At 43.0% G+C, this 26,538-nt stretch carries 25 protein-coding genes; 6 read left to right on the top strand and 19 right to left on the bottom strand.

The genetic code is table 11. From position 1 onward, the window contains the following. Positions 1–3 precede the first annotated feature (3 nt). Positions 4–765, bottom strand: a complete 762-nt coding sequence (gene mazG, locus H4I94_RS02570) for a nucleoside triphosphate pyrophosphohydrolase (protein WP_261181322.1) — start codon at positions 763–765, stop codon at positions 4–6. A 120-nt stretch (positions 766–885) separates the two neighbouring features. Between mazG and H4I94_RS02565 the strand changes: the two genes are divergently transcribed. Both H4I94_RS02565 and H4I94_RS02560 read left to right on the top strand, forming a co-directional pair. Then, positions 886–1,659, top strand: a complete 774-nt coding sequence (locus tag H4I94_RS02565; protein WP_261181321.1) for an SDR family oxidoreductase — start codon at positions 886–888, stop codon at positions 1,657–1,659. 368 nt (positions 1,660–2,027) lie between these two features. After that, entirely contained in the window at positions 2,028–2,456 is a 429-nt protein-coding gene (locus H4I94_RS02560; RefSeq protein WP_261181320.1) for a hypothetical protein, read from the top strand. Between the two features lie 174 nt (positions 2,457–2,630). Here H4I94_RS02560 and H4I94_RS02555 read toward each other — a convergent pair whose 3' ends face one another. The 17 genes from H4I94_RS02555 to H4I94_RS02475 form a co-directional block, all read right to left on the bottom strand. Next, on the bottom strand, positions 2,631–3,278 hold the full coding sequence (locus H4I94_RS02555) for a 4'-phosphopantetheinyl transferase family protein (protein ID WP_261181319.1): 648 nt from the start codon (positions 3,276–3,278) through the stop codon (positions 2,631–2,633). Between the two features lie 89 nt (positions 3,279–3,367). Further along, entirely contained in the window at positions 3,368–4,780 is a 1,413-nt protein-coding gene (gene der, locus H4I94_RS02550; protein WP_261181318.1) for a ribosome biogenesis GTPase Der, read from the bottom strand. A gap of 162 nt (positions 4,781–4,942) precedes the next feature. After that, positions 4,943–6,091: an outer membrane protein assembly factor BamB gene (bamB, locus tag H4I94_RS02545; protein WP_261181317.1), complete on the bottom strand. Its 1,149-nt coding sequence runs from the start codon at positions 6,089–6,091 to the stop codon at positions 4,943–4,945. Further along, a complete protein-coding gene (locus tag H4I94_RS02540; protein WP_261181311.1) occupies positions 6,091–6,792 on the bottom strand; it encodes a YfgM family protein in 702 nt (233 codons plus the stop codon). The genes bamB and H4I94_RS02540 overlap by 1 nt, the downstream gene beginning before the upstream one ends. 29 nt (positions 6,793–6,821) lie before the next feature. After that, entirely contained in the window at positions 6,822–8,117 is a 1,296-nt protein-coding gene (gene hisS / locus H4I94_RS02535; RefSeq protein ID WP_261181309.1) for a histidine--tRNA ligase, read from the bottom strand. A gap of 3 nt (positions 8,118–8,120) precedes the next feature. After that, positions 8,121–9,242 carry a flavodoxin-dependent (E)-4-hydroxy-3-methylbut-2-enyl-diphosphate synthase gene (gene ispG, locus H4I94_RS02530; RefSeq protein ID WP_092819021.1) on the bottom strand — a complete coding sequence of 374 codons (1,122 nt, stop codon included), beginning with the start codon at positions 9,240–9,242 and terminating at the stop codon, positions 8,121–8,123. 24 nt (positions 9,243–9,266) lie between these two features. Continuing rightward, positions 9,267–10,058: a helix-turn-helix domain-containing protein gene (locus H4I94_RS02525; protein ID WP_131273937.1), complete on the bottom strand. Its 792-nt coding sequence runs from the start codon at positions 10,056–10,058 to the stop codon at positions 9,267–9,269. Beyond that, positions 10,049–10,810 (bottom strand): type IV pilus biogenesis/stability protein PilW, encoded by a 762-nt coding sequence (gene pilW / locus H4I94_RS02520; protein WP_261181303.1) that lies wholly within the window; start codon positions 10,808–10,810, stop codon positions 10,049–10,051. Before pilW ends, H4I94_RS02525 begins: the two co-directional genes overlap by 10 nt. Before the next feature lie 61 nt (positions 10,811–10,871). Continuing rightward, positions 10,872–12,107 (bottom strand): 23S rRNA (adenine(2503)-C(2))-methyltransferase RlmN, encoded by a 1,236-nt coding sequence (gene rlmN, locus H4I94_RS02515; protein ID WP_261181301.1) that lies wholly within the window; start codon positions 12,105–12,107, stop codon positions 10,872–10,874. A 122-nt stretch (positions 12,108–12,229) separates the two neighbouring features. After that, complete coding sequence (gene ndk / locus H4I94_RS02510) at positions 12,230–12,661, bottom strand: nucleoside-diphosphate kinase (protein WP_086195365.1); 432 nt, start codon at positions 12,659–12,661, stop codon at positions 12,230–12,232. Between the two features lie 111 nt (positions 12,662–12,772). Further along, complete coding sequence (gene iscX, locus H4I94_RS02505; protein WP_092819025.1) at positions 12,773–12,973, bottom strand: Fe-S cluster assembly protein IscX; 201 nt, start codon at positions 12,971–12,973, stop codon at positions 12,773–12,775. A gap of 89 nt (positions 12,974–13,062) precedes the next feature. Next, positions 13,063–13,614: a phosphatase PAP2 family protein gene (locus H4I94_RS02500; RefSeq protein WP_092819026.1), complete on the bottom strand. Its 552-nt coding sequence runs from the start codon at positions 13,612–13,614 to the stop codon at positions 13,063–13,065. Between the two features lie 31 nt (positions 13,615–13,645). Next, complete coding sequence (locus tag H4I94_RS02495) at positions 13,646–14,926, bottom strand: glycosyltransferase family 4 protein (protein WP_131273940.1); 1,281 nt, start codon at positions 14,924–14,926, stop codon at positions 13,646–13,648. Between the two features lie 349 nt (positions 14,927–15,275). Beyond that, a complete protein-coding gene (locus H4I94_RS02490; RefSeq protein ID WP_261181298.1) occupies positions 15,276–16,103 on the bottom strand; it encodes an XAC2610-related protein in 828 nt (275 codons plus the stop codon). A 353-nt stretch (positions 16,104–16,456) separates the two neighbouring features. Next, complete coding sequence (gene ilvC / locus H4I94_RS02485; protein WP_261181296.1) at positions 16,457–17,473, bottom strand: ketol-acid reductoisomerase; 1,017 nt, start codon at positions 17,471–17,473, stop codon at positions 16,457–16,459. 109 nt (positions 17,474–17,582) lie between these two features. Beyond that, entirely contained in the window at positions 17,583–18,074 is a 492-nt protein-coding gene (gene ilvN, locus H4I94_RS02480) for an acetolactate synthase small subunit (protein ID WP_086195356.1), read from the bottom strand. Further along, the gene (locus H4I94_RS02475; RefSeq protein ID WP_261181294.1) at positions 18,071–19,798 is read right to left on the bottom strand and encodes an acetolactate synthase 3 large subunit; all 1,728 of its coding nucleotides are present in this window, start codon (positions 19,796–19,798) and stop codon (positions 18,071–18,073) included. The genes ilvN and H4I94_RS02475 overlap by 4 nt, the downstream gene beginning before the upstream one ends. 744 nt (positions 19,799–20,542) lie before the next feature. Between H4I94_RS02475 and H4I94_RS02470 the strand changes: the two genes are divergently transcribed. The 4 genes from H4I94_RS02470 (at position 20,543) to holA (ending at position 25,990) form a co-directional block, all read left to right on the top strand. Continuing rightward, the gene (locus H4I94_RS02470) at positions 20,543–20,911 is read left to right on the top strand and encodes a DUF4124 domain-containing protein (RefSeq protein ID WP_261181291.1); all 369 of its coding nucleotides are present in this window, start codon (positions 20,543–20,545) and stop codon (positions 20,909–20,911) included. A 695-nt stretch (positions 20,912–21,606) separates the two neighbouring features. Next, positions 21,607–24,228 carry a leucine--tRNA ligase gene (gene leuS, locus H4I94_RS02465; RefSeq protein WP_261181290.1) on the top strand — a complete coding sequence of 874 codons (2,622 nt, stop codon included), beginning with the start codon at positions 21,607–21,609 and terminating at the stop codon, positions 24,226–24,228. Between the two features lie 209 nt (positions 24,229–24,437). Next, on the top strand, positions 24,438–24,974 hold the full coding sequence (gene lptE, locus H4I94_RS02460) for an LPS assembly lipoprotein LptE (protein ID WP_092819033.1): 537 nt from the start codon (positions 24,438–24,440) through the stop codon (positions 24,972–24,974). 17 nt (positions 24,975–24,991) lie between these two features. Continuing rightward, the gene (holA, locus tag H4I94_RS02455; protein WP_261181287.1) at positions 24,992–25,990 is read left to right on the top strand and encodes a DNA polymerase III subunit delta; all 999 of its coding nucleotides are present in this window, start codon (positions 24,992–24,994) and stop codon (positions 25,988–25,990) included. On the opposite strand, the gene H4I94_RS02450 is transcribed toward holA, so the two are convergent. Beyond that, a complete protein-coding gene (locus H4I94_RS02450; protein WP_092819035.1) occupies positions 25,987–26,436 on the bottom strand; it encodes a bacteriohemerythrin in 450 nt (149 codons plus the stop codon). The two genes, holA and H4I94_RS02450, sit on opposite strands and share 4 nt — an antisense overlap. Positions 26,437–26,538: the final 102 nt, after the last annotated feature.

The following is a 26,538-nucleotide window of genomic DNA, read 5'->3' as shown; positions in this document are numbered from 1 at the left end:
CTATTATTTTAATTGTTGTTTTGCTTGCTCCCAAAGCAGATCCATTTCTTCTAATGACAGGGCTTCAATATTCTTATGTTGTTGCTGAGCCTGATCTTCTATGAAAGCAAAACGTGTTCTAAATTTATGAATGGTACTTAACAGTGCCATTTCGCTCGAAAGCCCTAGTTTACGTCCAACATTGATCAGTGAAAACAAACAATCGCCAAATTCGTCGAATATTTCGTCGGAATTGTGATTTTGCATGGCCTGCTGTAATTCGCCCAATTCCTCGTTCAGTTTCTCATAAGCATCTGACACTTCAGGAAAGTCAAAGCCGATTTGGGCAGCTTTTTTTTGAATTTCATGTGCTTGCTGGATGGCAGGTCCATGCTTGATTTCATCTAAACGTGATTGTGCCTTGCCCTGCTTTTCCTGCTGTTTAATTTGCTTCCAGAGTATGGCTACATCTTCCGCGCTCAATTGTGAATATTGCTCGGCCTGAAAGACATGAGGATGACGGCGAATCAGTTTTTCAGTAATGGCATTGACCACATCATTGAAATCGAAAGCACCCTGTTCGCTGTACATTTGCGCCTGAAACACCACTTGCAGCAGTAAATCGCCCAGTTCATCGCGCACTTCATTTGCATGTCCCGCCCTGACCGCAGCTTCAACTTCATAGGCTTCTTCTATGGCATATCGGGTTAAGCTTTGTGGGGTTTGCTGCTGATCCCATGGACATTTTTCACGTAACTCTCGCATCACTGCCAATAATTTATCCATGTTTTCATTACTCCCATCCTTTCAGATTAAACAACTATCTCCACACTCCATTTCTGTTATGCTGAAGATAAATTCATTAAAAATGAAGCACAACAATACAAAACGAAAAGGAAAATTCAGATGCACAGTATCTTCATTAGTGGTGCAGCACAAGGCATTGGGGCTGCTATTGCGACACTGTTTTATCAACACGGTTATAAAGTCGGCATTTATGATATCAATATTGATCAGGCTCAAGCGCTGGCTCAACAGTTAGGCACACGGGCTAAGGCCGGTTTACTCGATGTTTCTGATTATAGCCAATGGCAGCACACTTTAAGCGAATTTCAGGCCTGGTCTGGTGAAATTAATGTCTTAGTCAACAATGCAGGCATTCTCTACTCAGGTGCTTTTGAACAGACCGATATTACCGCACATCATCGAACCATCGATATCAATGTCAAAGGTGTGTTGAATGGTTGTCATGCCGCCTTGCCCTATTTACAAAAAGCCTCCTTTGCTCGTGTGATTAACCTGTCTTCTGCCTCTGCCATTTATGGGCAGCCAGATTTGGTGACATATTCAGCCAGTAAATTTGCTGTACGTGGCATTACTGAAGGATTAGATATTGAGTGGCAAAAATATGGCATTCGGGTATTAGATGTGATGCCGCTCTTTGTACAAACGGCCATGGTTAAAGATATGGATGCCGGCAGCATTAAAAATATGGGGGTACACTTAAGCGCTGAAGATGTAGCAAATCAGATCTATCGACAAGTTCAGGTAAAAGACAGCATATTTACCCCGACTCACCAACCTGTAGGCTTCAAATCTAAAATCCTGTTCAGCCTGTCTAAAGTGAGTCCTCAGTTTGTAAATCGGATGAGTAATATGTTTTTGGCGAAAAGGGAATAAATAAAATCAATATTAAAAGAGCTTAATGTACAGGCTCTTTTTTTAAAAAAATGTTTAATTTGAGTGCAGGGATTTATAATATCAAGCCGAGCAAAAAAATAAACAATAAAAGAATTCTGTCGTTTAGCGCATATGTTTGTGGCTAAAAAAAAGTATGACAAAACTTTCTGAAAAATAGGATGTGCGTTCTTATATATGCTTTAAAAAACCTAAAATTGCAAAAAATTGATCAGAAGAAGAAAGCCCTACTCCCCATAACAATTGGTAAAACTTTACTTAAAAAACAACTATGGGCAATAGCACTATTTTGACTAAAATTATTTCTATACTCCCCCTTCATATGAATTTAATAAGATAAGGCGATAATAATGAAAAATTTTCTTCTTATTTCAATCAGCAGCTTAAGTTTAATGGCATGTTCAACTATGCCATTTTCATCCGATAAACATACGTCTCAGAATAATTCAATCAATGCAGTACCGAATGGCAATGCCACCAAAGAGGTTTCGATTGATGGCAGTTATACCGGCGAAATTGTTGGAGACTACCAGAATTCCAAATTTTCCCAGTTAAAAATTGGCATGTCTAAACGTCAGGTAGAAAGTTTAGTCGGTGCTTCAACTGATCAAAGAAGCTATCAGACTGCCAAAGCTTGGATACCCGTTGCAGGCGCTTTTTCTAAAGATCAGTTCCGTATTGAGACCTATTACAAGCAGGCTGGACGTTTAATTTATGCCTATAATGGAACAAAACTATATCGAATCGAAGTAGACCACAACGAAGATGGTCTTCAGTAATCATTGAATCTTTTTATCAATGCTCTGTGCTAGCTGCATTGAGCATATTCCTTAAAAAACGGGTGATATTACCCACTCGTTTTTTTATTTTTTTGATCTGCCATTGATCCTGATTCAATTTTCCACTTTAAATCTGTTATGGCCTTACAGTGATAGAAATAAGAAAAACATATGTTAAGGTGACAAAACGATTTTGATTTCAGGAAAAGCAAAACCCTTACAGGAAGCTTCTGATCGCCAGGCAACCGTGAGCATGACATGGCCCAAATGAAAGTTCTGATAGGCAAATGTTCCAATTAAAGGATGGCTGCATAATCCGCCGTCATGCACTGGATGAACCTGGGTATTTAACTCGTTTAGATTTAAGCGTACGCCCAGTCCGGCAGCTTTCAATACAGCTTCCTTGGTGGTCCAGACTTTAAACCAATAGGCTGAATCCTGTTCAAGTTCATTCCAGTACTTTAATTCATGAGCATGAAAGGCATGACTCGCCAGTGCTTCAAACCTGACCTTGCGATCCAGATCTTCAATATCCACCCCGATATCGGGCATGTTTCTACTGGTCGCCAAAGCATAATTTTTTTGGCTATGACTGTGATTAAAATAAAATTCAGGAAAATTGACCAAGTACGGCTTACCATGCTCAGTGGTTGCCAACTGCTCATGCTGAATGCTGACCTGCAATTGCTCGGAAAGTAATTGATTACGGAAATGATGGATTTGCTGTTTTTGCAGCTGAATTTTGCGCTTGCGATCGAGTGCAGGATCCAGATCAACGATCTGCTCCAGTGCACTTACCTCCACCCGTATCAGTCTGCTCACGAAGATCACCTTTCAAAAATAGATGCCTATCTTAAAATAAAAAAGCCCAAAGATCACTTTGGGCTTTTCATACCATTTAAACCAGGTGCTTAACCCCGTTTAAATTTCTTCTCGGCTTTCTTGAACTTCTGAACATAGCGACGCTTACGCGCTGCAGTACGTTCATCAATCTGAGATTTACGTCCTTCAAACGGGTTTTCTGAGGTTTTAAACTCAATTTTCACCGGTGTGCCTTCAAGTTTGTACACTTTACGGAACACGTTTTCCAAATAACGACGATAGTCCGCAGGGGTTTTATCCACCTTGTTACCATGAATGACAATCGTCGGCGGGTTTTGTCCCCCAATATGCGCATAACGCATTTTGATTGCCCGACCTTGGACTTTCGGTGGATGATGTGCATCGGTTGCGTCATTCAAAATTTGCGTGATTTTTGCCGGTGACACTTTCAAGTGGGAAGAATCGTATGCACGGTGAATCGACGGATATAAATCACCTACGCCCGTACCATGCAATGCAGAGATCAAGTGAATTTTCGCCCAAGGAATAAAGTCAAAGCGGCGTTCCACATCGAGCTTGCATTGCTTACGGTCATACTCGGACATGTTGTCCCATTTGTTGATCGCAATCACCATCGCACGACCGGCTTCAATCGCATAACCGATTAAATGCAAGTCTTGCTCGACAATCCCTTCACGCGCATCTACCACAATCACAACCACGTGTGCGTCTTTCATGGCCTGTAAAGTTTTCACAATCGAGAATTTCTCGATCATTTCATCCACTTTACCTTTACGGCGCACACCGGCTGTGTCAATCAGGGTGTACTTGCGGCCATCACGTTCGAACGGAATATAAATCGAGTCGCGTGTTGTCCCGGGTTGGTCAAATGCCACCACACGTTCTTCACCCAATAGACGGTTAACCAGTGTCGATTTACCCACGTTTGGACGACCAATAATTGCCAGACGCAAGCCTGTGTCACGGTCATGTTCATCCAGGTTTTCATCTTCAGGTACATCTTGCAGCACTTCTTCAAGCATCTGCTGTACGCCACGGCCATGGCTGGCAGCAACTTGTAGCGGTTCGCCCATACCCAGTTTGTAGAATTCAACCAGCGCAGCTTCGGCATGTACGCCATCTACTTTATTGGCAATCAGGAATACTTTTTTGCCCAAGGTACGCAAGTCACGTGCAATCTGCTCATCAGATGCAAGCAGTCCGGCACGTGCGTCGACCACAAAGATGATCATGTCGGCTTCGTGAATGGCTGTTTTGGACTGCTCAGCCATATACGAGTCGATTCCGCCTTCAGTTTCACCAATACCACCAGTATCGACAACGATGAATGATTTATTTTGATATGTCGCGTCACCATATTTGCGGTCACGAGTCAGACCGGCAAAGTCAGCAACAAGCGCATCACGGCTCTTGGTGATCTGGTTAAACAACGTTGATTTTCCGACGTTCGGACGACCAATGAGCGCAATTACGGGTTTCATAGATTAACCTTTATTCAAGATCAGCCAGTAGGTCTGGTCTGAACAATCAGAAACAATGGAAGAAATAAGTAGCCAAAAATAAATAAAACACGGGGCATTGAATGCTCAATCCCCCGTGTAAAAAAATACGGTTAGCTTAGTTTAACATAAGGCTGAAAAAAATTAACGGTTCTGCCAGATGCTTAAGGCACCCTTACGAGTCGCTACATAAAGTTGGTTATCAATCACACGCAGGGTACGCACTTCGCCACTGGTTTTTGAACGACCAATCAGCTGGCCTGTTGCCGGATCAATGAGATGCAATACGCCGTCCAAATCACCTACCACCAGGTCTTGGCCCAAGATCACCGGATTGCTGAGCTGACGATTCAGCAAGCTATCATTTTGCCACAATTGCTCACCGGTGGTCAGTGAATAAGCCGTGATTTTTCCATCGGCCTGAGCCACATAAACGGTATTATTGAAAACTTCAGGACGCTGGATACTGCTAGCATCTTCGCTCCACACCACTTGTTGGCTAGCCAGATCCATCACCGTTACCTGTCCCTGGTAGCTGGTTGTTACCAGGAATTGTCCCGCCACAACCGGATCGCCATCCAGATCATTCAGACGCTGAATATCCGAACGCCCATCACTCACAGCAACACGACGCTGCATACGCGGCACACCACTGATAATATCCAGTGCATAAATATAGGCATTGGATGAAGCAATCAGGACAGTACGCGGGTCAAGCGCAACCGGTGTCGCAATACCACGCAGGCTGAACTGTACATTCGGCAGATTATAGGTCCAGACTTGCTGACCTGTCGCCAGATCATGCGCATAGACCGTATCATCATTGGTAATGGTAATCACACGACCTGACTGAATGAGTGACGCAGATAAAATGGCACCCGACAACTGTGCAGTCCATTTTTGCTCACCTGTGGCCTGATCCAGAGCAAACAACTGGCCTTTTTTATTGCCGACAACCACAATGCCTTCACCGGCTTCTATGCCCGAGCTCAAGCCCTGCTTGGAAACTTTTTGCTGCCATAAGCGCTGTTTACCCTGATAGGCAGCCACTTCACCATTTGGATCGACAGCAAAAACCACGCCGTTATCGGCATCTAAACGCAGGCGTAACGGGTCTGCTTTACTGGTCGAAGAAACACTTTGAGAAAATACAGGAACAAGAGTCTTTGCTTGCACCAATTTAGGCAATGGATTCGGTTTAACCTCTTCCACCTTAGTTTTATTGGTCGAACAACCAGCAAGTGCAAATGTTAAAATTGTTAGTGCAAACGGTATTTTGTATTTTCTATCCATCACGACTCATCCACTTGTGTTTCTAAAATTGGGCGTTCAACATCAGGATCATCAACTAAAACGCCGACACTTTCGAGTTTAATTTGTAAAATTTGACGTTCTTGCTTACGTTCAAGCAACGCATCCCATGCGCTCATATACGATTTTTTAGCATTTTCGATATCATTTTTAGCCACATAGACATCACCACGCGCTTCATCGGCGGTCGCCTTAAACGCAGGATCGGTCACCGCAGCCAATGTTTTAATGGCATCATCATATTTCTTTTGTGCCAGCTGGGCATAAGCCAAACGCAGCTTAACCACTTGCACTAAACCGGCATCATCCAGTTTGGAATTTTCAACTTTTTTCAAGGCACGTTCTGCATGTGCATAATCGGCTTTGTCATAAGCCAGCTTGGCCATTAATAATTGGGTTTGAATAGCCTGTACAGAATCTGGTGCTTCTTTAACAACTTTATCCGCAGTTGCAGACAATGCATTAAATGCATTGGCATCGCCTGCTGCACTTTTTGCATCGTCCATTAACTGCTGAACCTTGGCTGTTTTCATTTGAGACTCAGCCAGATTTTTCTTCTGCCAATATTCCCAACCGAAAAAGGCAATCAACGCAATTAAAATTCCGCTAATCATGGCAGAACCATATTTTTTAGCGAAAGATTTTAAGTTATCAAGTTGTTCTTCATCACTCAATGCGTTCATGGGATTACCTTTTCCTTATGTTATTCGGCTTATTTTGAAGAAAATTTTTCAATGATAAATGGCACAAAGTCAGCCACTGCAATTTCGGTCTGTTCTGCTGTTGCCAGTTCCTTGACCAGAATGTGCTGCGCTTCCGCCTCACGCTGACCAAAGATTAAAGCATAAACCGCCCCGGCCTGATCGGCTTTTTTCATCTGGCTCTTCATTGAGCCCTGTGAACCGGTTTTCAAACGGATACTGCTACTAGCTGCTTCCAGCTGGTCACGGATCTGTTCGGCAAGAACCAAGGCTTGACCTTGAGTTGCAGGGTCTGAAACCAGGAACATTTCACAGTCACGGATGGGGGTATTATCTTCTACCTGTTCAAGTAGCAGCAACAACCGTTCCATACCCATGGCAAAACCAACCGCAGGTACCGATTGATCAGCCTTGCCTTTCAATTGACCCACCAGACCGTCATAACGGCCACCGGCACATACGGTGCCTTGTGAACCCAAATGTGTCGTGGTCCATTCAAAGACTGTTTTGTTGTAGTAGTCCAGACCACGAACCAATTTTTGATTGATCACGAAGCTTACGCCTGCATCCGTCAAATATTGCTGTAATTGTTGAAAATGCGCCAGGGTTTCTTCACCCATAAAGTCATGCAGTTTAGGTGCATTTTCAAGAATCGACTGAGTTTTGGCATCTTTAGAATCCAGAATACGCAGCGGGTTTGTGGTCAAACGACGCTGAGAATCTTCATCCAGGTCTGCCTTATGCGACTCTAAAAATTCGACCAGTGCTGCACGGTATGCCGCACGTTCATCAGACTCACCTAAAGTGTTGAGTTCAAGTTGAACCTTGTCGGCCACACCCATGCGTTTCCACAGACGTGCCGTCATCAGAATCAGCTCGGCATCCTGGTCTGGCGTTGCCACACCAAAAGTTTCCACGCCAAACTGGTGGAACTGGCGGTAACGGCCTTTTTGCGGTTTTTCATAACGGAACATTGGACCGATATACCATACACGAGGTGTCGCGCCGCGCAGCAGGTTATGCTCCAGCATGGCACGTACACAGCCCGCAGTCCCTTCCGGACGCAGCGTCAAGGACTCAGGCGGATTACCTTTATCCAAGAAGGTGTACATTTCTTTTTCGACGATGTCGGTTGCATCACCAATTGAACGCTTGAACAGATTGGTCTGCTCAACCATCGGCAAGCGGATTTGCTGGTAGCCATAAGCATCCATAAGCGATGCTAAATGTTGTTCAAGACGTCTCCACGCGGGGGTTTGCGTTGGAAGAATGTCATTAAAACCTTTGATTGCGACAATTGAACTCATGATCTACTCAGAAAAACCTGTGCGAATAATCTCTTTAGATTTAGCTTCTTCAAGCTCGGAAACACGTTGACGAACCATAGATTCGATTTCATCAACCAATTGATTGGTATCGATTAAATGGCTTTTCTCGCCATTACGATACACCAGTGAACGCGGACTTGCACCTACTACGCCAATATCGGCTTCTTTGGCTTCACCCGGACCATTCACTTTACAGCCAATCACGGAAACATCCATGGGGGTACGAATATCTTCCAGACGCTCTTCCAGTGCCTGCATCACTTTAATCACGTTAAATTCCTGGCGTGAACAGCTTGGGCAGGCAATGAAGTTAATGCCGTTGGAACGCAGACCCAGTGATTTTAAAATATCAAAACCGATTTTCACTTCTTCTTCAGGCTCAGCTGCGAGCGAAATACGCATGGTATCGCCAATGCCTTCCATGAGCAGACCGCCAAGCGCGATTGCTGACTTCACCGAACCGGTACGGTAAATCCCTGCCTCAGTCACACCCAGATGTAATGGATTATCAATCTGCTGAGATAACAAACGATAAGCATCCATCGTCAGGAACACATTGGATGCCTTAACGGAGACTTTAAATTCGTGGAAATTTAAACGATCCAGAATATCGATGTGACGCATGGCAGATTCAAGCAAGGCCTGACCTGTAGGTTCACCATATTTTTTCTGGATATCTTTTTCCAGCGAACCGGCATTCACCCCGATACGCATGGAAATGTCATGATGTTTCGCCGCAGCCACCACTTCACGAATTTTCGCTTCCGAGCCAATATTGCCCGGGTTAATCCGCAAACAGTCTGCGCCCAGATCGGCAACAGCCAAAGCAATTTTATAGTCGAAGTGAATATCGGCAACCAAAGGTACATTGACCTGTTTGCGAATTTCACCAAATGCGGCAGCCGCTTCCATTGACGGTACGGAAACACGCATGATATCGGCACCGGCATCTACACAACGCTGAATCTGTGCAACCGTTGCAGCCACATCACAGGTTTCAGTATTGGTCATGCTCTGGATGCTGATCGGGGCATCCCCACCTACATACACAGAACCGACACGAATTTTACGAGTGGGACGGCGCTTAATCGGATTTTCAATCATTGATATCGCTCTATTCTTTACGCATTAACGTGACAAACGGAAATCTGCTTTTCCGTTGACGGTATAAGGTGACAAGGCAATTTTTTCGTTATTCAAAGTCAGGGTAACGGCTGAAGCATCATCCAGACGAATCTGGAAAGGCGTTTCACCATTCAATTTCAATGTCGATGCCTGACGGCCTGTTGCCAGTACTTTACCAGTTGAATCGACAATATGCACAGAAGTTGGATGACTAAACTCAAGCTCTAGCTGATCGCCCGAAACCACAGTCGAGTTATCCAGATTCAACACTTGTACGTCGGATTCGGCAGGTACAACTTCCTGGCTCTCCGCGTCTTTGCTGGATGACCAGTTTTGTATCGCCATAACCGCAACAGCAAGAGCAACCAGTGCCAGCAAAGCAAGTAAAAGGCGTTTCAACCATTTCTTGTTACGGTCACTCTTGGAACCTGGGAGCTTACCCATGATTTTAATCGGTGAGTTGTTTAAGGCATGATTGGGTAACAATCCAGTATCATTTTGATAAATATCATCAAAACGTTGAATAATAGAACTTGCATCCACCTTCAGGTACTTCGCATAGGTACGATAGTAGCCCTTAATAAAGGTGGCTTCTGGCAAAGCCTTATAATCATCTTGTTCTAAAGCGGTCAAAGTTTTTACAGGGATATTTAAATCTTTGACAACTTCACTTAATTCACGCTTTTGTGCAATTCGAACTTGACGTAAGTACTCGCCTGGACGCTGAACATTTCCTAATGCAGTGGGTACTACGCTTGAACCATTCGATTGCGGTGAATTAGGATTTACTTCCATACGGCCTCAGTACTGTGCTGTAATTGCAGATAACGTTGGTATTCCGGACTCTCGGGGAAAAGCGCACGCAACTGATTGACAAGCACCTGCGTTCCCATTGGGTCACTATTTGCCCGCGCAATTCGGATACCAATCCAAAGCGCACGCGCACCTTGATTCTTTTGACCGACACTGCGTACAAACTGTTCATACAATTGTGTTGCGGCAGCGGTCTGCTGTTTCAGATAAAAAATTTCAGACAACTCTAACATTGAAATATAAGAGTCACGATTTACTTGCAGGGCCTGTTTGAATGTTTTTTCAGCATTCACCACATCACCGAGTTTTAAATAAATCCGTCCTGCATTTTCCAATGCTCTGTAGCGTTGATCATAGCCCAATGTGGTTCCGGCCACATTGAGTTGTTCAAGCGCGTCATTATAACGCTCAATTTGATACAAATAAGTACCGTAGTTGTTACGCGCCTGTGCATTTTTAGGATCAGCAGAAATTGCCCGCTTAAAATAGCTTTCTGCTTTATCCATGCTGATTTTACTGCCCTCTTGTTGCAGTAAAACGCCCATCATCATATTCGCGGTTGAATCACGTGAATCTACTTCAAGCGCTTGATCCAAGGTTCGTTTTGCAGAATCCAGATCACCCGATTTAATATATTCTGCCGCCAATTGAGTGCGAATTTTCACTGCCTTTTCCGGGTCTTTCTTCCCGATTGTTGCTGGTGCCTGACACCCTGCAACAAAAATAGCGGACATACAAATTGTTGTAATAAAAGCTAATTTATATGTGGGCTTTCTCAATTGACATCCCCTTTTATTATCCCTGAGTGCGCAGAATCTCATTTTGCTGCGCCACTTTCTTTTTCCACTGTTCCGCACGACGGGTACGGTCAGCAACTTGTCCAACCAACTGTCCACACGCGGCATCAATATCATCGCCACGTGTCTGACGAATCGTACACACAAAACCGGCATCAGACAAAGTTTTTTGGAAAGAAATAATCCGGTTACGGCTTGAACGCCCATAAGGTGCATGCGGGAACGGATTAAACGGAATCAAATTAATTTTGCTCGGTAAATTTTTAAGCAGTTTCAGCATTTGTTGAGCATGTTCTGGTTGGTCATTCACGCCATCCAGCATGACATATTCAATGGTCACATGTTTACGCGAACTTTCATTACCATCTTTGGCAATATAACGCTGGCAGGCAGCAATCAGCTGTTCTAATGGATATTTTTTATTGATCGGCACCAGCTCATTACGCAGTTCATCGTTCGGTGCATGAAGTGAAATCGCCAAAGCCACATCAATATCTTGCGCCAACTGGTCGATTTTCGGCACTACACCTGAAGTCGATAAAGTCACACGGCGTTTTGACATGCCATAGGCAAAGTCATCCAGCATAATGCGCATTGAGTTTAATACGGCGTCATAGTTCAGGAGGGGTTCGCCCATGCCCATCATCACCACATTGGTCACTGAACGCTCACGCTCTGCCACAGGTACTTCTTCCATATAAGAGAAGTTTGCCATCCACAGCTGACCAATAATTTCGGCTTGAGTCAGGTCACGCTGAAAACCCTGCTTACCTGTTGAGCAAAATGAACAGTCAAGCGCACAACCCACCTGTGAAGAAATACACAAGGTTTTACGTGAACCGGTTTTGTCTTCTGCAGGAATCAGGACGGTTTCCACCAGAGAACCTTCGCCATCGCCGACACGGAACACCCACTTACGGGTGCCATCTTTGGAATAGTTTTTATGCACCACTTCCGGCGCTTTAATTTCGCAGATTTTTTCCAGTTTTTCCCGCAGCTTGCCGGAAATATTGGTCATTTCGGCAAAATCTGTGACAAAAAATTGATGAATCCATTTCATCACCTGCCCGGCACGGAATTTTTTTTCTCCCATATCTTCGAAGAATTTTTCCATTTGCGGACGTGACATGCCAAGTAAGTTCACTTTTTCCACAGAATTTTGCTGCGTCGGAGCGGATGGAGATGGTTGCTGTGCATCAGAAATTGCTGATGGAGCGACTACTTCAGTACTCATGTGTATTACCTAAACCATGCCTAAAGATGAAAGGAGAAGCTCAATATCTGAGCAGAGAATTATTCAGAGAATAAAAAAACCAGATAAGCAGTATACCACTTATCTGGCCTGAATACTGCGTATTAACGAGTACGTGGAGCAATCTCAGTTTGCGCGAAGAAATAGTTAATTTCGCGGTCAGCAGATGCTACAGAGTCAGAACCGTGAGCAGCATTTTCGTCGATGCTTACAGCAAAGTCTGCACGGATTGTACCAGGAGCCGCTTCTTTAGGATTCGTTGCACCCAAAATTTCACGGTGAGCAAGAACTGCGTTTTCGCCTTCAAGAACTGAAACAACAACTGGACCAGAAGTCATGAACGCAACTAAATCACCAAAGAAACCACGTTCTTTGTGCTCAGCGTAAAAGCCTTCAGCTTCAGCTTGAGTCAAGTGTTTCATTTTAGTTGCAACGATTTGAAGACCAGCTTTTTCGAAACGAGCAAAGATGTCGCCGATGTGGTTTTTAGCAACTGCGTCTGGTTTAACGATAGATAAAGTACGTTCAATAGCCATTGATTGGCTCCTTAAGTCAATTGTTGACATGAAAATTTGCCGCATTATACCGAATAATGGGCTTTTTTCCGCTTTTGATATGTAAAAAAATTGCTTTTTTCGATGTAGCGCTTAACGCACTTCATCAATCCAGGCCATTTGAATTCCTTCCAGCAAACCTTCAGTGGATTTGGTTGGGTCATCACTAAAGTCTGGCAATGCACACACCCAGGCATGCAAGTCGGTAAAACGAATCCATTGCGGATCCACATCTGGATGTGCTTCAGAAAGCTCAATCGCAATATCAATAGTATCTGTCCAACGCAAACCCATGGCTATTCCTAATATTTTCAAATCAGTGGCAGTACTTTAGCAAATTTTGGAAAAATCGCGTGATTTTCCTGATTCATCCGCATGCATTTTTATAACATGATATTAAAAAAGGGTGCACTCTCAATAATGCCACTGGCAATCACAACACCAATCAATGCACCGACCAGCACGTCACTGGGATAATGTAGCCCCAAAACCATCCGTGATATCGCCACCAGAATGGTAAAAGGAAGCATCAGAATCAATAACACGGGCTGAATATAACCCAGAACCGTACTGGCCATGACAGCATGCAGGGTATGACCAGAAGGAAAACTAAAATGGTCGAGCGGTTGTTCGTGTAGCCGGATGACTTGATGGACTTGATAAGGCCGTGGGCGTACAGTTTTTTGTTTTAGGATTTTATAAATGACGGTACCTATCGACCCGCTAATCAACAGATATAACAACTGTACAATATAAAACACGCCTTCCAGCACCCATAAACTGGCGAGCATAATAAACCAGAACAAACCATTGCCAAAACGGCTGATGATTTTGAAAAAGTGGGCTACTGCATGTGAATGAGAAAGATTATTCAGATACAAGCAACCTTTTAAATCCAGATCCAACATCGTTATTTTTGCTTTTTTTAAATTCATGATGATGCTCCTTTAAGCTGTTGCTTAAAATTCAGGATGTCATTTCTGTCCCCATCGCCACACTATAGAGTGCTTGTTCAAACTGTTGCACAGGGTATTGCCAGCCGATATGCTGCACCGCCTTTCGGGCTTCCAGTCCCATACGTTTCAATTGCTGATTGCCCGGCAACTGACACATTGACTGCATAAAACCTGTCTTATCTCCTAAGGGACTCAACCAGCCCGTCTCGCCATTTTTGACATGCAAATGCGCACTGGCATAATTATAGGCAATCACAGGCAAACCACTTGCCATTGCTTCCAGCACCACATTGCCAAAGGTTTCAACCTGACTGGCAAACACAAAAACATTTGCACTTGCATAAGCCTGAGCAAGTTTCGGGCCAGATAAATTTCCTGTAAAAATGACATCCTGTCCTTGGCATAACATTTCGAGACGACCCCGCTCCGGACCATCCCCCACAATCACCAGTTTGACATCCTGGTTATTTTTCTTCATGGACAGATAGGCTTGAACAAGAACATCAATCTCCTTTTCAGGTGATAAGCGCCCCACATACAGCATAATCTGAGTATTCGACGTTGCCTGCCATTGTTGACGCAAACCGCTGGAATAATGTTGTGGTGAAAAATGCGTAACATCCACACCACGCCCCACCACAACCAGAGGACAACAAATGCCAAATTCTCTTAAAATATATTCCGTATCTTTACTGGGAATACAGGTCAGTTGTGTATTATTGTGAAACCAACGTAAATAGCGCTGAATCGGCTTAATTAAAAAGGCTAAATCGAAATAACGACTAAACTCTTGAAAAGGTGAATGGAAAGCGCTTGAAACAGGAATGCCCTTTGTCTTAGCCGCCTGCAAAACGCTTAATCCCAACGGCCCTTCTGTAACAATATGCACGACATTTGGCGCAAACTGATCCAATGCTTGAGAGACTTTTAAAAATTGTGGCCAGCCAAACTGCAAGCTTGGATATTGAGGAATAGCTTGGGCTTTAACTAAACATTCCTGATTTGGCAAAAACTGAAAACATGTCTGTTTTTGTTCCGGCCTAATCAGTAAAATTTTATGTCCCTGTTTTTGCAACCCTTTGCAGAGTTGCAATAAAGACAGTGCCACGCCATTAATTTCTGGAGACCAGGTTTCTGTCACAATCGCAATTTTCAGCCGTGGGCGAATTAAATCATTGAGTATCGCAATATCATCACAAATTTGGTCTTGCTTATTCTTTTTAAAATAAAATTGGAAATTTTCTGGAAAATTTTGTTCTTTGAGCAGGCTGGTCGCATACAAAGTTGCCATACAACACCTATATCGTTATTTTAGCCCTAGCTTAGAGGTTAATTCTTTCAGTTTGATGATACGTTAATGACTGTTTAAATTCCCATCTCACCCCTCTATAAATTTATTAATAGATTCCTTTCATCAATCAAAAAGTGACACACTTTGCTTATTATGTATACCGTAAATTTTAAGCATTCATGCATAATTTATGCATGAAATACATCGGTTCAAAGCAGCTTTTTGAAGTACAGTGCTGAGTGTTATCGCAACCGAGGCAAAAGACTGAGGTTGAGATTCCATTTAATTGCCGGAATTTACAACATGGAATTGAGCGAAAAATGATTTACAAAAGAAGCCTAATATCTTATTAATTATCCTCAACCCGATTTAATAAGCCATCTTTTACCTGATAAACCTGCCCATAACCAAAATCAACTTGTTGTTTTTCTCCCTGAATGGCAGGAAATCCAGCAATATTTTCTAATTGGGGAGAACGCTGGAATTGATGAGTTTTAGGATTATACATCCAGTAAATAAAGCGCTTATCTTCAATTTTCCTTTCATTTGACGTGTCTGAAAGCACGATATCATAGTAGCCATCAAGATTAATATCCATATAACCAATACTTTTGGGATAAGCAGTAAACCCTGACAAACTTTGAACGACTGTATTGGTGGCTTTATTCCATACATCCACTTGTTTTAAGGCTCTTCCGTAAGGCTGCTGGGCATTTTCAAGACCATAAAATTTAAATATGAACAGCGGCTTTTCTACTGCTGTAAATGCAGGCCCAAATTGAATTGGAATACTTTCATTATTCTTTGCTGTAATCAAAACTGATGACAGCTGTCCAGTATTGGCATTCAAGTTTCCATTTAACTGATATTGTTCAGATGTAGTTGCTTCCCCATTTCCACTGACCGATTTAAGATTCAGCTGATCGCCCTTTTGCAGGCCTTTAAAGGCAATCGTTTTTTGCACATTCAAATCATGAAGTTTACCGTGTGGATTCCAGATCCCTGCATATAAATCCAGAAAATAGCGTCCATCGTCTGAGCGTAGCATTCGCTGCATAGACACCCGAACATTTGTGAAAGGTTTAAGATGGTCCGTCCTGGTTGCAGGCACTATTTCTGCAAAACTTAAGCATGCAAAAGATAAAGTGGTAAGACATAGCAGGATTTGATTTTTCATTGCTCAGCCACACTTAACAATAAATTATGTCTACTCTATCACACTTAAAATTACATCTAATCTATCTTCAACCGCTGTGTTTTGTTGCGAATTATTAATAGACTGGTCTTCATATAAAAATCCAAAATACTTTTTGCAATAAAAAAACCACTCAAATGAGTGGGTTTTCGCATTTAAATCAATTGATTCAATAAATTAGTTTTTCTCTTTATCAACGATTTTGTTTCCTTGAATCCAAGGTATGAGCAAGCTCAAAACACTGTTTTGAGTGAAGCGCAAGGAGGAAAAGCATCACTTTGTATAAAAAAAGCCCCTGTATAAAACAAGGGCTCTTTTGACTTAGAAATTAGAACTTAGTTCTTTTCTTTATCTACGATCTTGTTCGCTTGGATCCAAGGCATCATTGCACGCAACTTGTTACCAGTTACTTCGATACCGTGAGCCGCGTTTTGACGACGACGAGCAGTCATAGATGGGTAGTTCAATGCACCTTCCTGGATGAACATCTTCGCATATTCACCAGACTGGATACGTTTAAGCGCATTACGCATTGCTTCGCGAGACTGTTCATTGATAACTTCAGTACCAGTTACATATTCGCCATATTCAGCGTTGTTAGATACTGAGTAGTTCATGTCCGCGATACCGCCTTCGAACATTAAGTCAACGATCAATTTAAGTTCGTGTAGACATTCGAAATAAGCCATTTCAGGCGCATAACCAGCTTCAACCAAAGTTTCGAAACCCATTTTAACCAGTTCAACAGCACCACCACAAAGAACTGCTTGCTCACCGAATAGGTCAGTTTCAGTTTCTTCACGGAATGAAGTTTCGATAATACCTGTACGGCCACCACCTACGCCTGAAGCATAAGAAAGCGCTACGTTACGCGCATTACCAGATGCATCTTGGTGAATCGCGATTAAGTCAGGCACACCTGAACCACGTTGGTATTCAGAACGTACTGTGTGACCTGGGGCTTTAGGCGCAACCATGATTACATCTAAGTCAGCACGTGGCACAACTTGGTTGTAAAGAATCGAGAAACCGTGAGCAAATGCTAGAGTCGCGCCTTGCTTGATGTTTGGCTCAATCACGTCACGGTAAAGTTGAGATTGGAACTCATCTGGAGTCAAAATCATGACTAAGTCAGCTTGAGCAACAGCAGCAGGAACTTCTGAAACTTTAAGACCAGCATTTTCAGCTTTTTTCCAAGAAGTCGAACCAGCACGTAAACCTACAGTTACGTCAACGCCAGAGTCTTTAAGGTTAAGCGCATGCGCGTGACCTTGTGAACCATAACCAATGATCGCTACTTTCTTAGATTGGATGATCGATAAGTCTGCGTCTTTATCGTAAAAAATTTGCATTGCTGTCTCCGCTTAAATGCTTATGTTTCCTTTTATCCAGGTCAATGATGTTATTGGTATTCATTGACCTGGATCCTCATCTCCACGATGAGTAGAATGTGTTAAAAAATTAGACTGTTAAAACTTTTTCGCCACGTGCGATGCCCGATACACCTGAACGCACTACTTCAAGAATGGTATTTTCTGCAAGCGCATCAATGAAACCGTCAAGCTTTTCAGTTGTACCGGCAATCTGAATGGTATAAGTCGTCGGGGTTACATCCACAATTTGTGCGCGGAAAATGTCAGCGGTACGCTTGATTTCTGCACGTGCCGATCCAAGTGATTTCACTTTAATCAGCATCAGTTCGCGCTCGATATGTGCACCTTCAGACAAATCAACCACTTTCACCACTTCAACCAGTTTGTTCAACTGCTTGGTGATTTGTTCAATTTTATGGTCATCACCATACGTGGTCAGCGTCAAACGCGACATGGTCGGATCTTCAGTTGGCGCAACGTTCAAAGTCTCAATGTTATAACCACGTTGAGAAAACAATCCCACCAGACGTGAAAGTGCACCCGCTTCGTTTTCTACGAGAACAGAGATGATATGTCTCATTGAGTGCGCTCCCCTTTTCCTAACCACATATCTTGCATAGACTGACCGGCAACCAGCATTGGATACACATGCTCGCTACGGTCAACCATTACGTTAATAAATACACATTTATCATTAATTGCCATGGCTTCTTCAAGCTTGGATTCAAGCTCATCGGCATGGTTAATCTGGATGCCAACATGACCATAAGCTTCCATCAACTTGGCAAAGTCAGGCAAGGATTCAACATAAGAGCTTGAATGGCGACCTTCGTAGTTCATATCCTGCCACTGTTTCACCATACCCAAGGCACGGTTGTTGAGGCAAAGAATTTTCACATTTAGGCCATATTGCTTACATGTTGATAATTCCTGGATACACATCTGAATCGATGCTTCACCGGTAATACATACCACTTGCTGGTCCGGGAACGCGAGTTTTGCAGCCATGGCATAAGGTAGGCCTACACCCATGGTTCCTAAGCCACCTGAGTTAATCCATTGACGTGGACGCGTGTATTTGTAATACAACGCACCAAACATCTGATGCTGACCCACGTCAGACGTAATAATCGCCTGGCTATTGGTGATTTTATCTAAAGCGGCAACGACTTGTTGTGGCTTCATAGAGCCATCAGTTGGTGCTACAACTTTTAAGCCGTGTGCTGCACGCCACTCATTAATTTGTTTCCACCATGCTGCAATATCTTCAGGATTCGGTTTTGAAACATTCATTTGTTTCAACTGTACCAGCATCTCTTGAAGTACCGGCTCTACCGCACCTACAATTGGAATGTGCGCCATGATGGTTTTAGAAATGGTTGCCGGGTCAATATCAATATGAATAACCTTGGCATTTGGGCAGAACTTAGCCGGATTATTGGTCACACGGTCATCAAAACGTGCACCTACACACAGGATCAAGTCCGCATTATGCATACTCATGTTGGCTTCATAGGTACCATGCATACCGAGCATCCCCAAAAATTGAGGATCGTTACCCGGGAATGCACCCAAGCCCATCAAGGTATTGGTCACCGGATAGCCCAACAAGTGCGCAAGTTCAGTCAATAATGCTGATGCATTACCCTGCACTACACCACCGCCCGTATAAATCACTGGACGTTTGGCACTGATCAATTCGTCAATTGCTTTACGAATCTGGCCTGAGTGACCACGATGCGGTGGCTGATAAGAACGCATCTTCACTTTTTCAGGATATTCGTAAGCAAATTTTTCTGCAGGATTAGTCGCATCTTTAGGAATATCGACAACCACAGGACCTGGACGGCCTGAAGAAGCAATATAGAATGCCTTTTTAATAATCGCAGGAATTTCGCTGGCATGACGCACTTGGAAACTGTGTTTTACGATTGGACGAGAAATACCGACCATATCGGTTTCCTGGAACGCATCCTCACCGATTAAATGGCTTGCAACCTGACCAGACAAAATCACCATTGGGATTGAGTCCATATAAGCCGTTGCAATTGGCGTTACGGTATTTGTCGCGCCTGGACCTGATGTTACGAGTACCACACCAGTTTTACCTGTTACACGCGAATAAGCATCTGCCATATGACCGGCAGCCTGTTCATGACGTACAAGGTAATGATTGATTTTGTCTTGTTGAAAGAGCGCATCGTAAATATGCAATACTGCGCCGCCTGGATATCCAAAAACATGTTCAACGCCTTCGTCCGCCAATGCGCGAACAAGCATTTCACCACCAGATAAAAGTTCCAACGTGATTCACCCTAATCTTTTTTCACGCACAAATGGAGGGCATTTGTGGTGATTAATTCATTCACTGTGCGCTCTGTTATAGCACACAAATTTCATAGTTTTCATAGCAATAAGAAAAAAATCTGACCTGGTTGCCGTTTAAGCAATATGAGGTCTAAAACATGTTGGGATAAACATATTTTGTTGGCTTTGTTCAGCTTCTCGGCTAGAGAAGAAGTCCATTGCTAAAAGGCTCTTATTCGAAGGGTGATCGATCTAAGGCATATAAAACTAAAGCAGCATTTTTGTGGTTTCGAGTATTAAAGTCAAGTTTAAAAATTAGCTTTTTATAGCTTAATTTTAAATTATTCATTTTTTATACATCTGTTTTGTCTTTCGCTGTGCATGCAACTCTCACAAAAAATTAAAATATTATTATTTTTCAAAAAATTAAAAATATTTTCATAAAAAATAAATATAAAAATTATAATAAAATGGAATGAATATTTATTTTATCAAAAAATGTTTTTATTAATTTCAATCTATTTTTCATCCTCTGATTTTGTATCTTGATATATTTTTATATGCAGATTTACGCTACCGCCCCGGATCTGGGAGAATTCTTTCTGATTAAATGAAAATCAAAGAGTACGATTGTCTAAATACAGTTCATTTATTTGCATTTTGGGACAGTTTATCTTTTTTCTCTGCAAAACGATCCAGATCATATAAAATACTCAAGCAATCAGGAGCTCTATTTCTCTCATGCTCTATCCAACTGATTATGACAATAAGGACTTGATTATTATGGCATCATCTTTCATCAAAATTGGATTTATAGCGACTGGCTTAATCTTAAGTTTAAGTTCAACCACAAGCTTTGCCAAAGAATATTACAAATGGGTGGATGCCAAAGGGTCTACGCATTACACCACCACGCCCCCACCGAAATCGGCAAAGAAAAAAGGGAAAGTGGACACTTATGGCACGGCACGTTCTGCTAGTCTTGCATCTCAGGACAATAATAATGCCGCGAAAGAAGCCAAGGATACCGCTCAAGAAAACAAGCCTGTTAATCCAACAATTCCCGCAATTCCAGAAGGCAGCATTCCTGCAACACCTAAAGTCCAATAATATTATATTGTGAGCAAGAGTGATTACGCACCGGGTAATCACTCTTGGTAATCTAAAAAACTATAAAGATGAAAAGAGAAGCAACAAAGCCCATATATTCACCCTATAAAAATCGTGGCAAGTGTGTTACCCTTATTCGCTATGGTAAATAAATGAATTTTTTCTTTTTATTTAGCTATCCAGTATTGAGCCTCATATTATTATCTCCCATCAACTCATGCTGAAGATTTTTATAAAGAAGTGGATGCAAAAAGATTCAACACATGCTAGCAACGCATCTCCACTGAACAAGCATAGAGACCAGACTTATATCAACCTTTCAGCATAAAACTGAACAAGCTGAAAAATCAGCATTGTCCAGACGACATATAACAAAGGTTGAATTAACAACAGCAGAACGAACTGCAATTAAGGTGAAAGTTAATCAGCGACTTCAAGAAAATAAGAAAGATCCTGTATGCAAGCATGTTTGGTGCAGGCACAGACCAAGACCTCCGCTTATCATTAGAATTAGCTTATTTACAAAACAAAGAGAAACTCGCAAATTTAAAGGCATCCCTGCATTCAATGACATTTCCAAAAGTTTCATTTCTAATGACCAGGAAGATAAAATCCTGATCTGGAAACTGACATTGCATAGCATTTTGCGCTATGCTGTGTGCTAAATTTTTTAACCGTTCTCTTGTATTACGTATATGACTACTCACATTGACTCAGAATACCAAGCCAGTGCGATTGAGCCTCAAGTCCAACAGGACTGGGAATCTCGCAAAGCCTTTAAAGTTGCCGACACTGTAGAAGGTCCACATCGTTATATCCTCTCGATGTTCCCTTACCCAAGTGGCAAACTGCATATGGGTCATGTGCGTAACTATACGATTGGTGACGTGATCAGCCGTTTCCACCGTTTAAAAGGTGAAACTGTGCTACAACCAATGGGTTGGGATGCCTTCGGTCTTCCTGCTGAAAACGCAGCGATTGCGCATCAGGTTGCGCCTGCAAAATGGACCTTTGAAAATATTGATTACATGCGTAATCAGTTGAAAAAGCTTGGGCTGTCTATTGATTGGGATCGTGAATTTGCTACCTGTACACCAGAATACTATCGCTGGGAACAATGGTTATTTGTTCAGCTTTATAAAAAAGGCCTGATCTACCGTAAACTTTCAACCGTAAACTGGGATCCAGTCGATCAAACCGTACTTGCCAATGAACAGGTTGAAAACGGTCGCGGCTGGCGTTCAGGTGCATTGGTCGAAAAACGCGATATTCCAATGTACTACTTCCGCATCACGGATTATGCGCAAGAATTATTGGACGACCTAGACACGCTTAAAGACGGTTGGCCACAACAAGTCTTGACCATGCAACGTAACTGGATTGGTCGCTCACAGGGTATGGAAATTACCTTCCCTTCAGCGAACCCTGACGTTTATGCAGACGGTTTAACGGTATTTACAACTCGTGCTGACACCTTAATGGGTGTGACCTATGTTGCCGTTGCAGCAGAACATCCAATGGCGCTGAAAGCTGCGGAAAATAACCCAGAACTTCAAGCATTCATTGAAGAATGCCGTATGGGTTCGGTGGCAGAAGCGGATCTTGCGACTGCTGAGAAAAAAGGCATGGCAACAGGTCTTTCTGTGAAGCACCCTGTAACAGGTGAAGAAGTTCCTGTTTGGATCGCAAACTATGTATTGATGTCTTACGGTTCAGGTGCGGTGATGGCGGTGCCTTCACACGATGAACGTGACTTCGAATTTGCCAACAAATATGGTCTGACTATCAAACAGGTGATTGATGCCAAAGGCGCAGACGATGCTGACTTTGACTCAACTCAATGGCAAGAATGGTACGGTTCAAAAGAAGGTAAACTGGTTAATTCAGGTGAATTTGATGGTTTAGACTTCCAGGGTGCATTTGATGCATTCCTTGCAAAACTTGAACCACAAGGTCTTGCCAATGTAAAAGTTCAATTCCGTTTACGTGACTGGGGTGTTTCTCGTCAGCGTTATTGGGGTTGTCCAATTCCAATGATCAACTGTGACACCTGTGGTCAAGTGCCAGTGCCTGAAGACCAACTTCCTGTTGTTCTTCCAACGGATGTCGTTCCAGATGGTTCAGGCAATCCATTGAACAAAATGCCTGAGTTCTATGAAACGAAATGTCCATGCTGTGGTGGCGATGCACGTCGTGAAACAGATACTTTGGATACCTTCGTAGAATCTTCTTGGTACTATGCACGTTACGCATCTCCTGACTTTACAGATGGCATGGTGAAACCTGAAGCAGGTCAAACCTGGCTTCCTGTAAACCAATACATCGGTGGTGTTGAGCATGCGATTCTGCACTTGTTATACGCACGTTTCTTCCACAAATTGATGCGTGATGAAGGTGTGGTACAAGGCAACGAACCATTCACCAACTTGCTTACACAAGGTATGGTGCTTGCAGATACCTACTACCGTGAAGCAGATTCAGGTAAGAAAACATGGTTTAACCCTGCCGATATCGAATTAGAAAAAGACGAAAAAGGCCGTATTCTTTCTGCCAAATACAAGGAAGATGGTCAAGAAGTCACTGTTGGCGGTCAGGAGAAAATGTCGAAATCGAAGAACAACGGTATCGACCCGCAAGCGATTATTGACCAGTACGGCGCAGACACTGCACGTGTATTCATGATGTTCGCTGCGCCACCAGATCAATCACTTGAATGGTCTGATGCGGGTGTGGAAGGTGCTAACCGCTTCTTGAAACGTGTATGGCGTTTAGCAACCGGTTTCCTTGAACAAGGCAATACTGCTGCAACCATCGACAAAGCTGCACTTTCAACTGCTGCACAAGATTTACGTCGTAAGACACACGAAACCATCCAAAAAGTGGGTGATGACATCGAACGTCGTCATGCATTTAACACTGCTATTGCAGCGATGATGGAACTTCTAAACGCAAACAACAAGTTTGAAGCCAAAGATGACAATGACGTGGCTGTGGCTCGTGAATCCATCACCACGCTTTTAACTTTACTTGCACCATTTGCACCGCACTTAAGTCAAACTTTATTGGCTCAGTTTGGTATTGAATTGACGTCTGCTCAATTCCCACAAGTGGATGAGTCTGCGTTAACACGTAATACACAAACCATCGTGGTTCAGGTAAATGGTAAGCTTCGTGGTAAGTTAGAAGTCTCTGTCGATGCATCTAAAGATGACATCTTGGCACAAGCCAAAGCATTGCCTGAAATTCAGCAATTCCTGACCGGTCCAACCAAGAAAGAAATTGTGGTGCCGAATAAGTTGGTGAACTTGGTGGTTTAATCTCCTTTAAGCCTCCCTTTACAAAGGGAGGTTTGGAGGGATTTCATAAAAGGAATCTCCCCTAACCCCTCTTTAAAAAAGAGGGGGACATAAGGATTTCACAATTCCCAAACAAAGCCCGTTGCCAGTCAACGGGCTTTGCACATACAATCACTACATATTTTTAGATCTTCCTTTTTTGCTTTGAAGAACAATACAGAGGACAACACATGCATTTGGGCAAACGTTTAGCAGCAATTGTTTTAACTTGTGGTCTAAGTGCAGGCTTAGTGGGCTGTGGCTTTCATTTAAAAGGCACCAATCCGGCGACGGCTCCTGTGGCTTACTCTAAAATGAAATTGGCATTGCCGGATAATGCAGGACAATTGCATGAAAAACTTGCAATTTATTTGGGTGCAACAGGCATTCAGCTGAGCAATAGTCCAGATGCTTATGTGTTGCGTGTACTGGATTACACCCCACAGCGTCATGAATTAAATGGCAAACTGGTCGAAACCTTGCTGCGCTTAACCGTGACTTTCCGTATTGACGATGCACAAGGTAATCCTGTAACTGAACCGCGTACCATCACCGCTTCACGCAGCTATCAATATGACGTGGCCACGGTCAACACGGATGACCAGGAACAGAAGTATCTTAATCAGGTGATTGTTGATGATGTGGCACAGCAAATTGTGCGTCAGATTTCATCCAACCGTTTACCCCAAGTCGTGACCAAACCAGCGGCTTCTACAACCCAACCTTAAATATAGAAAATCGCGCGATGAAACTTGACTATCCCCAAGCACTCAAACGTGTTGATGAAGCTCGCGGTGCCTGGATTATGTATGGTCAGGAACCCCTGCTTGAACAAAATTTACTCGATGCTTTCCGGCAGAGTTGGCAAAAGCAGGAAATTGAACGTCAGCGTTATGACATTGGCAATGTCAGTGACTGGAAAAATGTGTTTAATGCTTTAAATAGCCTGTCCTTATTTTCCACGCAACTGGCTGTTGAAGTACATGGCAATATCAAGCCCGACGCCAACGGCATCAAGCAACTGAAAAGCTATATCCAGCACAATGAACAAAACCTGCTGCTGGTGGTGATGCCCAAACAGGACAGCAGCAGCCTGAAATCCAGTTTTTTCCAGGTGTTGGATGCCAATGGGGTCACTGTGCCGCTGACGGCCAATTATCCGCAAGACCGGCAGCGGATTTTAAGCATTGAGGCAGAAAAGCTGGGAATTAAACTGGCGAATGATGCCTGGGCCTGGCTGGAACAGCACCATGAACACAACTTGCTGGCAGCCAAAAACAGTTTAATGCGTGTCAGCGATACTTTTGCCGATGTGGAGATCATCCAGATTGAACATTTGTATTCATGTCTACAAGACCAGTCGCGCTATACTACATATGACTTAAATGATGCCCTGCTTGCAGGAAATCTGGCTCAGGCAATTAAAATTTTCCAGTATTTAATTGCTTCGGGTGAACCGATGAGCCTGATCTTGTGGAGCATCAGCAAAGAAATGCGCTTGCTGATGCAACTGTTTGAACAGCCACAGAATGCCTTACAGCTGGGCATCTGGAAAAATAAAGTCAGCCAATATCAGCAGGCCTTAAGACGGCTCAATCCGAACTGTTTCCTCAGCTGGCCTTCACTTTTGTTACGCATTGACGCTTCAATAAAAGGTTTAGGCAAAGAAAACCCTGAACATCTGGTTCTGCAAGCCATTAGCAGCATGTGCGGTCAAACCTTATTTTTATCGCCAAGCGTTTAACTAAAGAAACGTGCAAACCAGCCTTTGCCTTTTTTCTGTTCTTGTTTACGTAGATAGCTCAACATATTGTCTCGCACTGCATCGACATAGTCCTGATCATCATGCTGAATATGGTTGATCAGCCACTTGGACAGCAGACGATACAAGTCGTTTTCAATGGCTTCACCTTTTTCAAATTTCAGGCGGTAATCATTCAGACGCTTTACAAATAATTCATGGATGCCACGATGTGATGGTAAATATTGATAACTGACCTGCTCCAGCAAATTTTCTTCAAAGCTAAAATGCGACTGGGTGTAGTCAATTAAATCCTCCAAAACCTCTTTAATTTTATCGCGCTGCCCGGTGTTTTTTACCTGCTCCAAAGCATTAATGTAATCCAAGATCTGACGATGCTGATTATCAATCACATCAATCCCAATGTTATAAGTTTCATTCCATTCCATCATTCTACCCCTTACAAATTTTCATATTAAAGTTATGATCTTTTTCGCATAATCATGGGGATTAATGCTTTTATTATTAAACCCATAATTATTTTATGGATT

This window comes from Acinetobacter sp. T_3_1 (assembly GCF_025377055.1).
In the GTDB taxonomy this organism is placed as follows: Bacteria; Pseudomonadota; Gammaproteobacteria; order Pseudomonadales; family Moraxellaceae; genus Acinetobacter; species Acinetobacter kookii.
The sequence above is the reverse complement of the archived record's forward strand: the minus strand, read 5'-3'. Positions and strand labels throughout refer to the sequence as shown.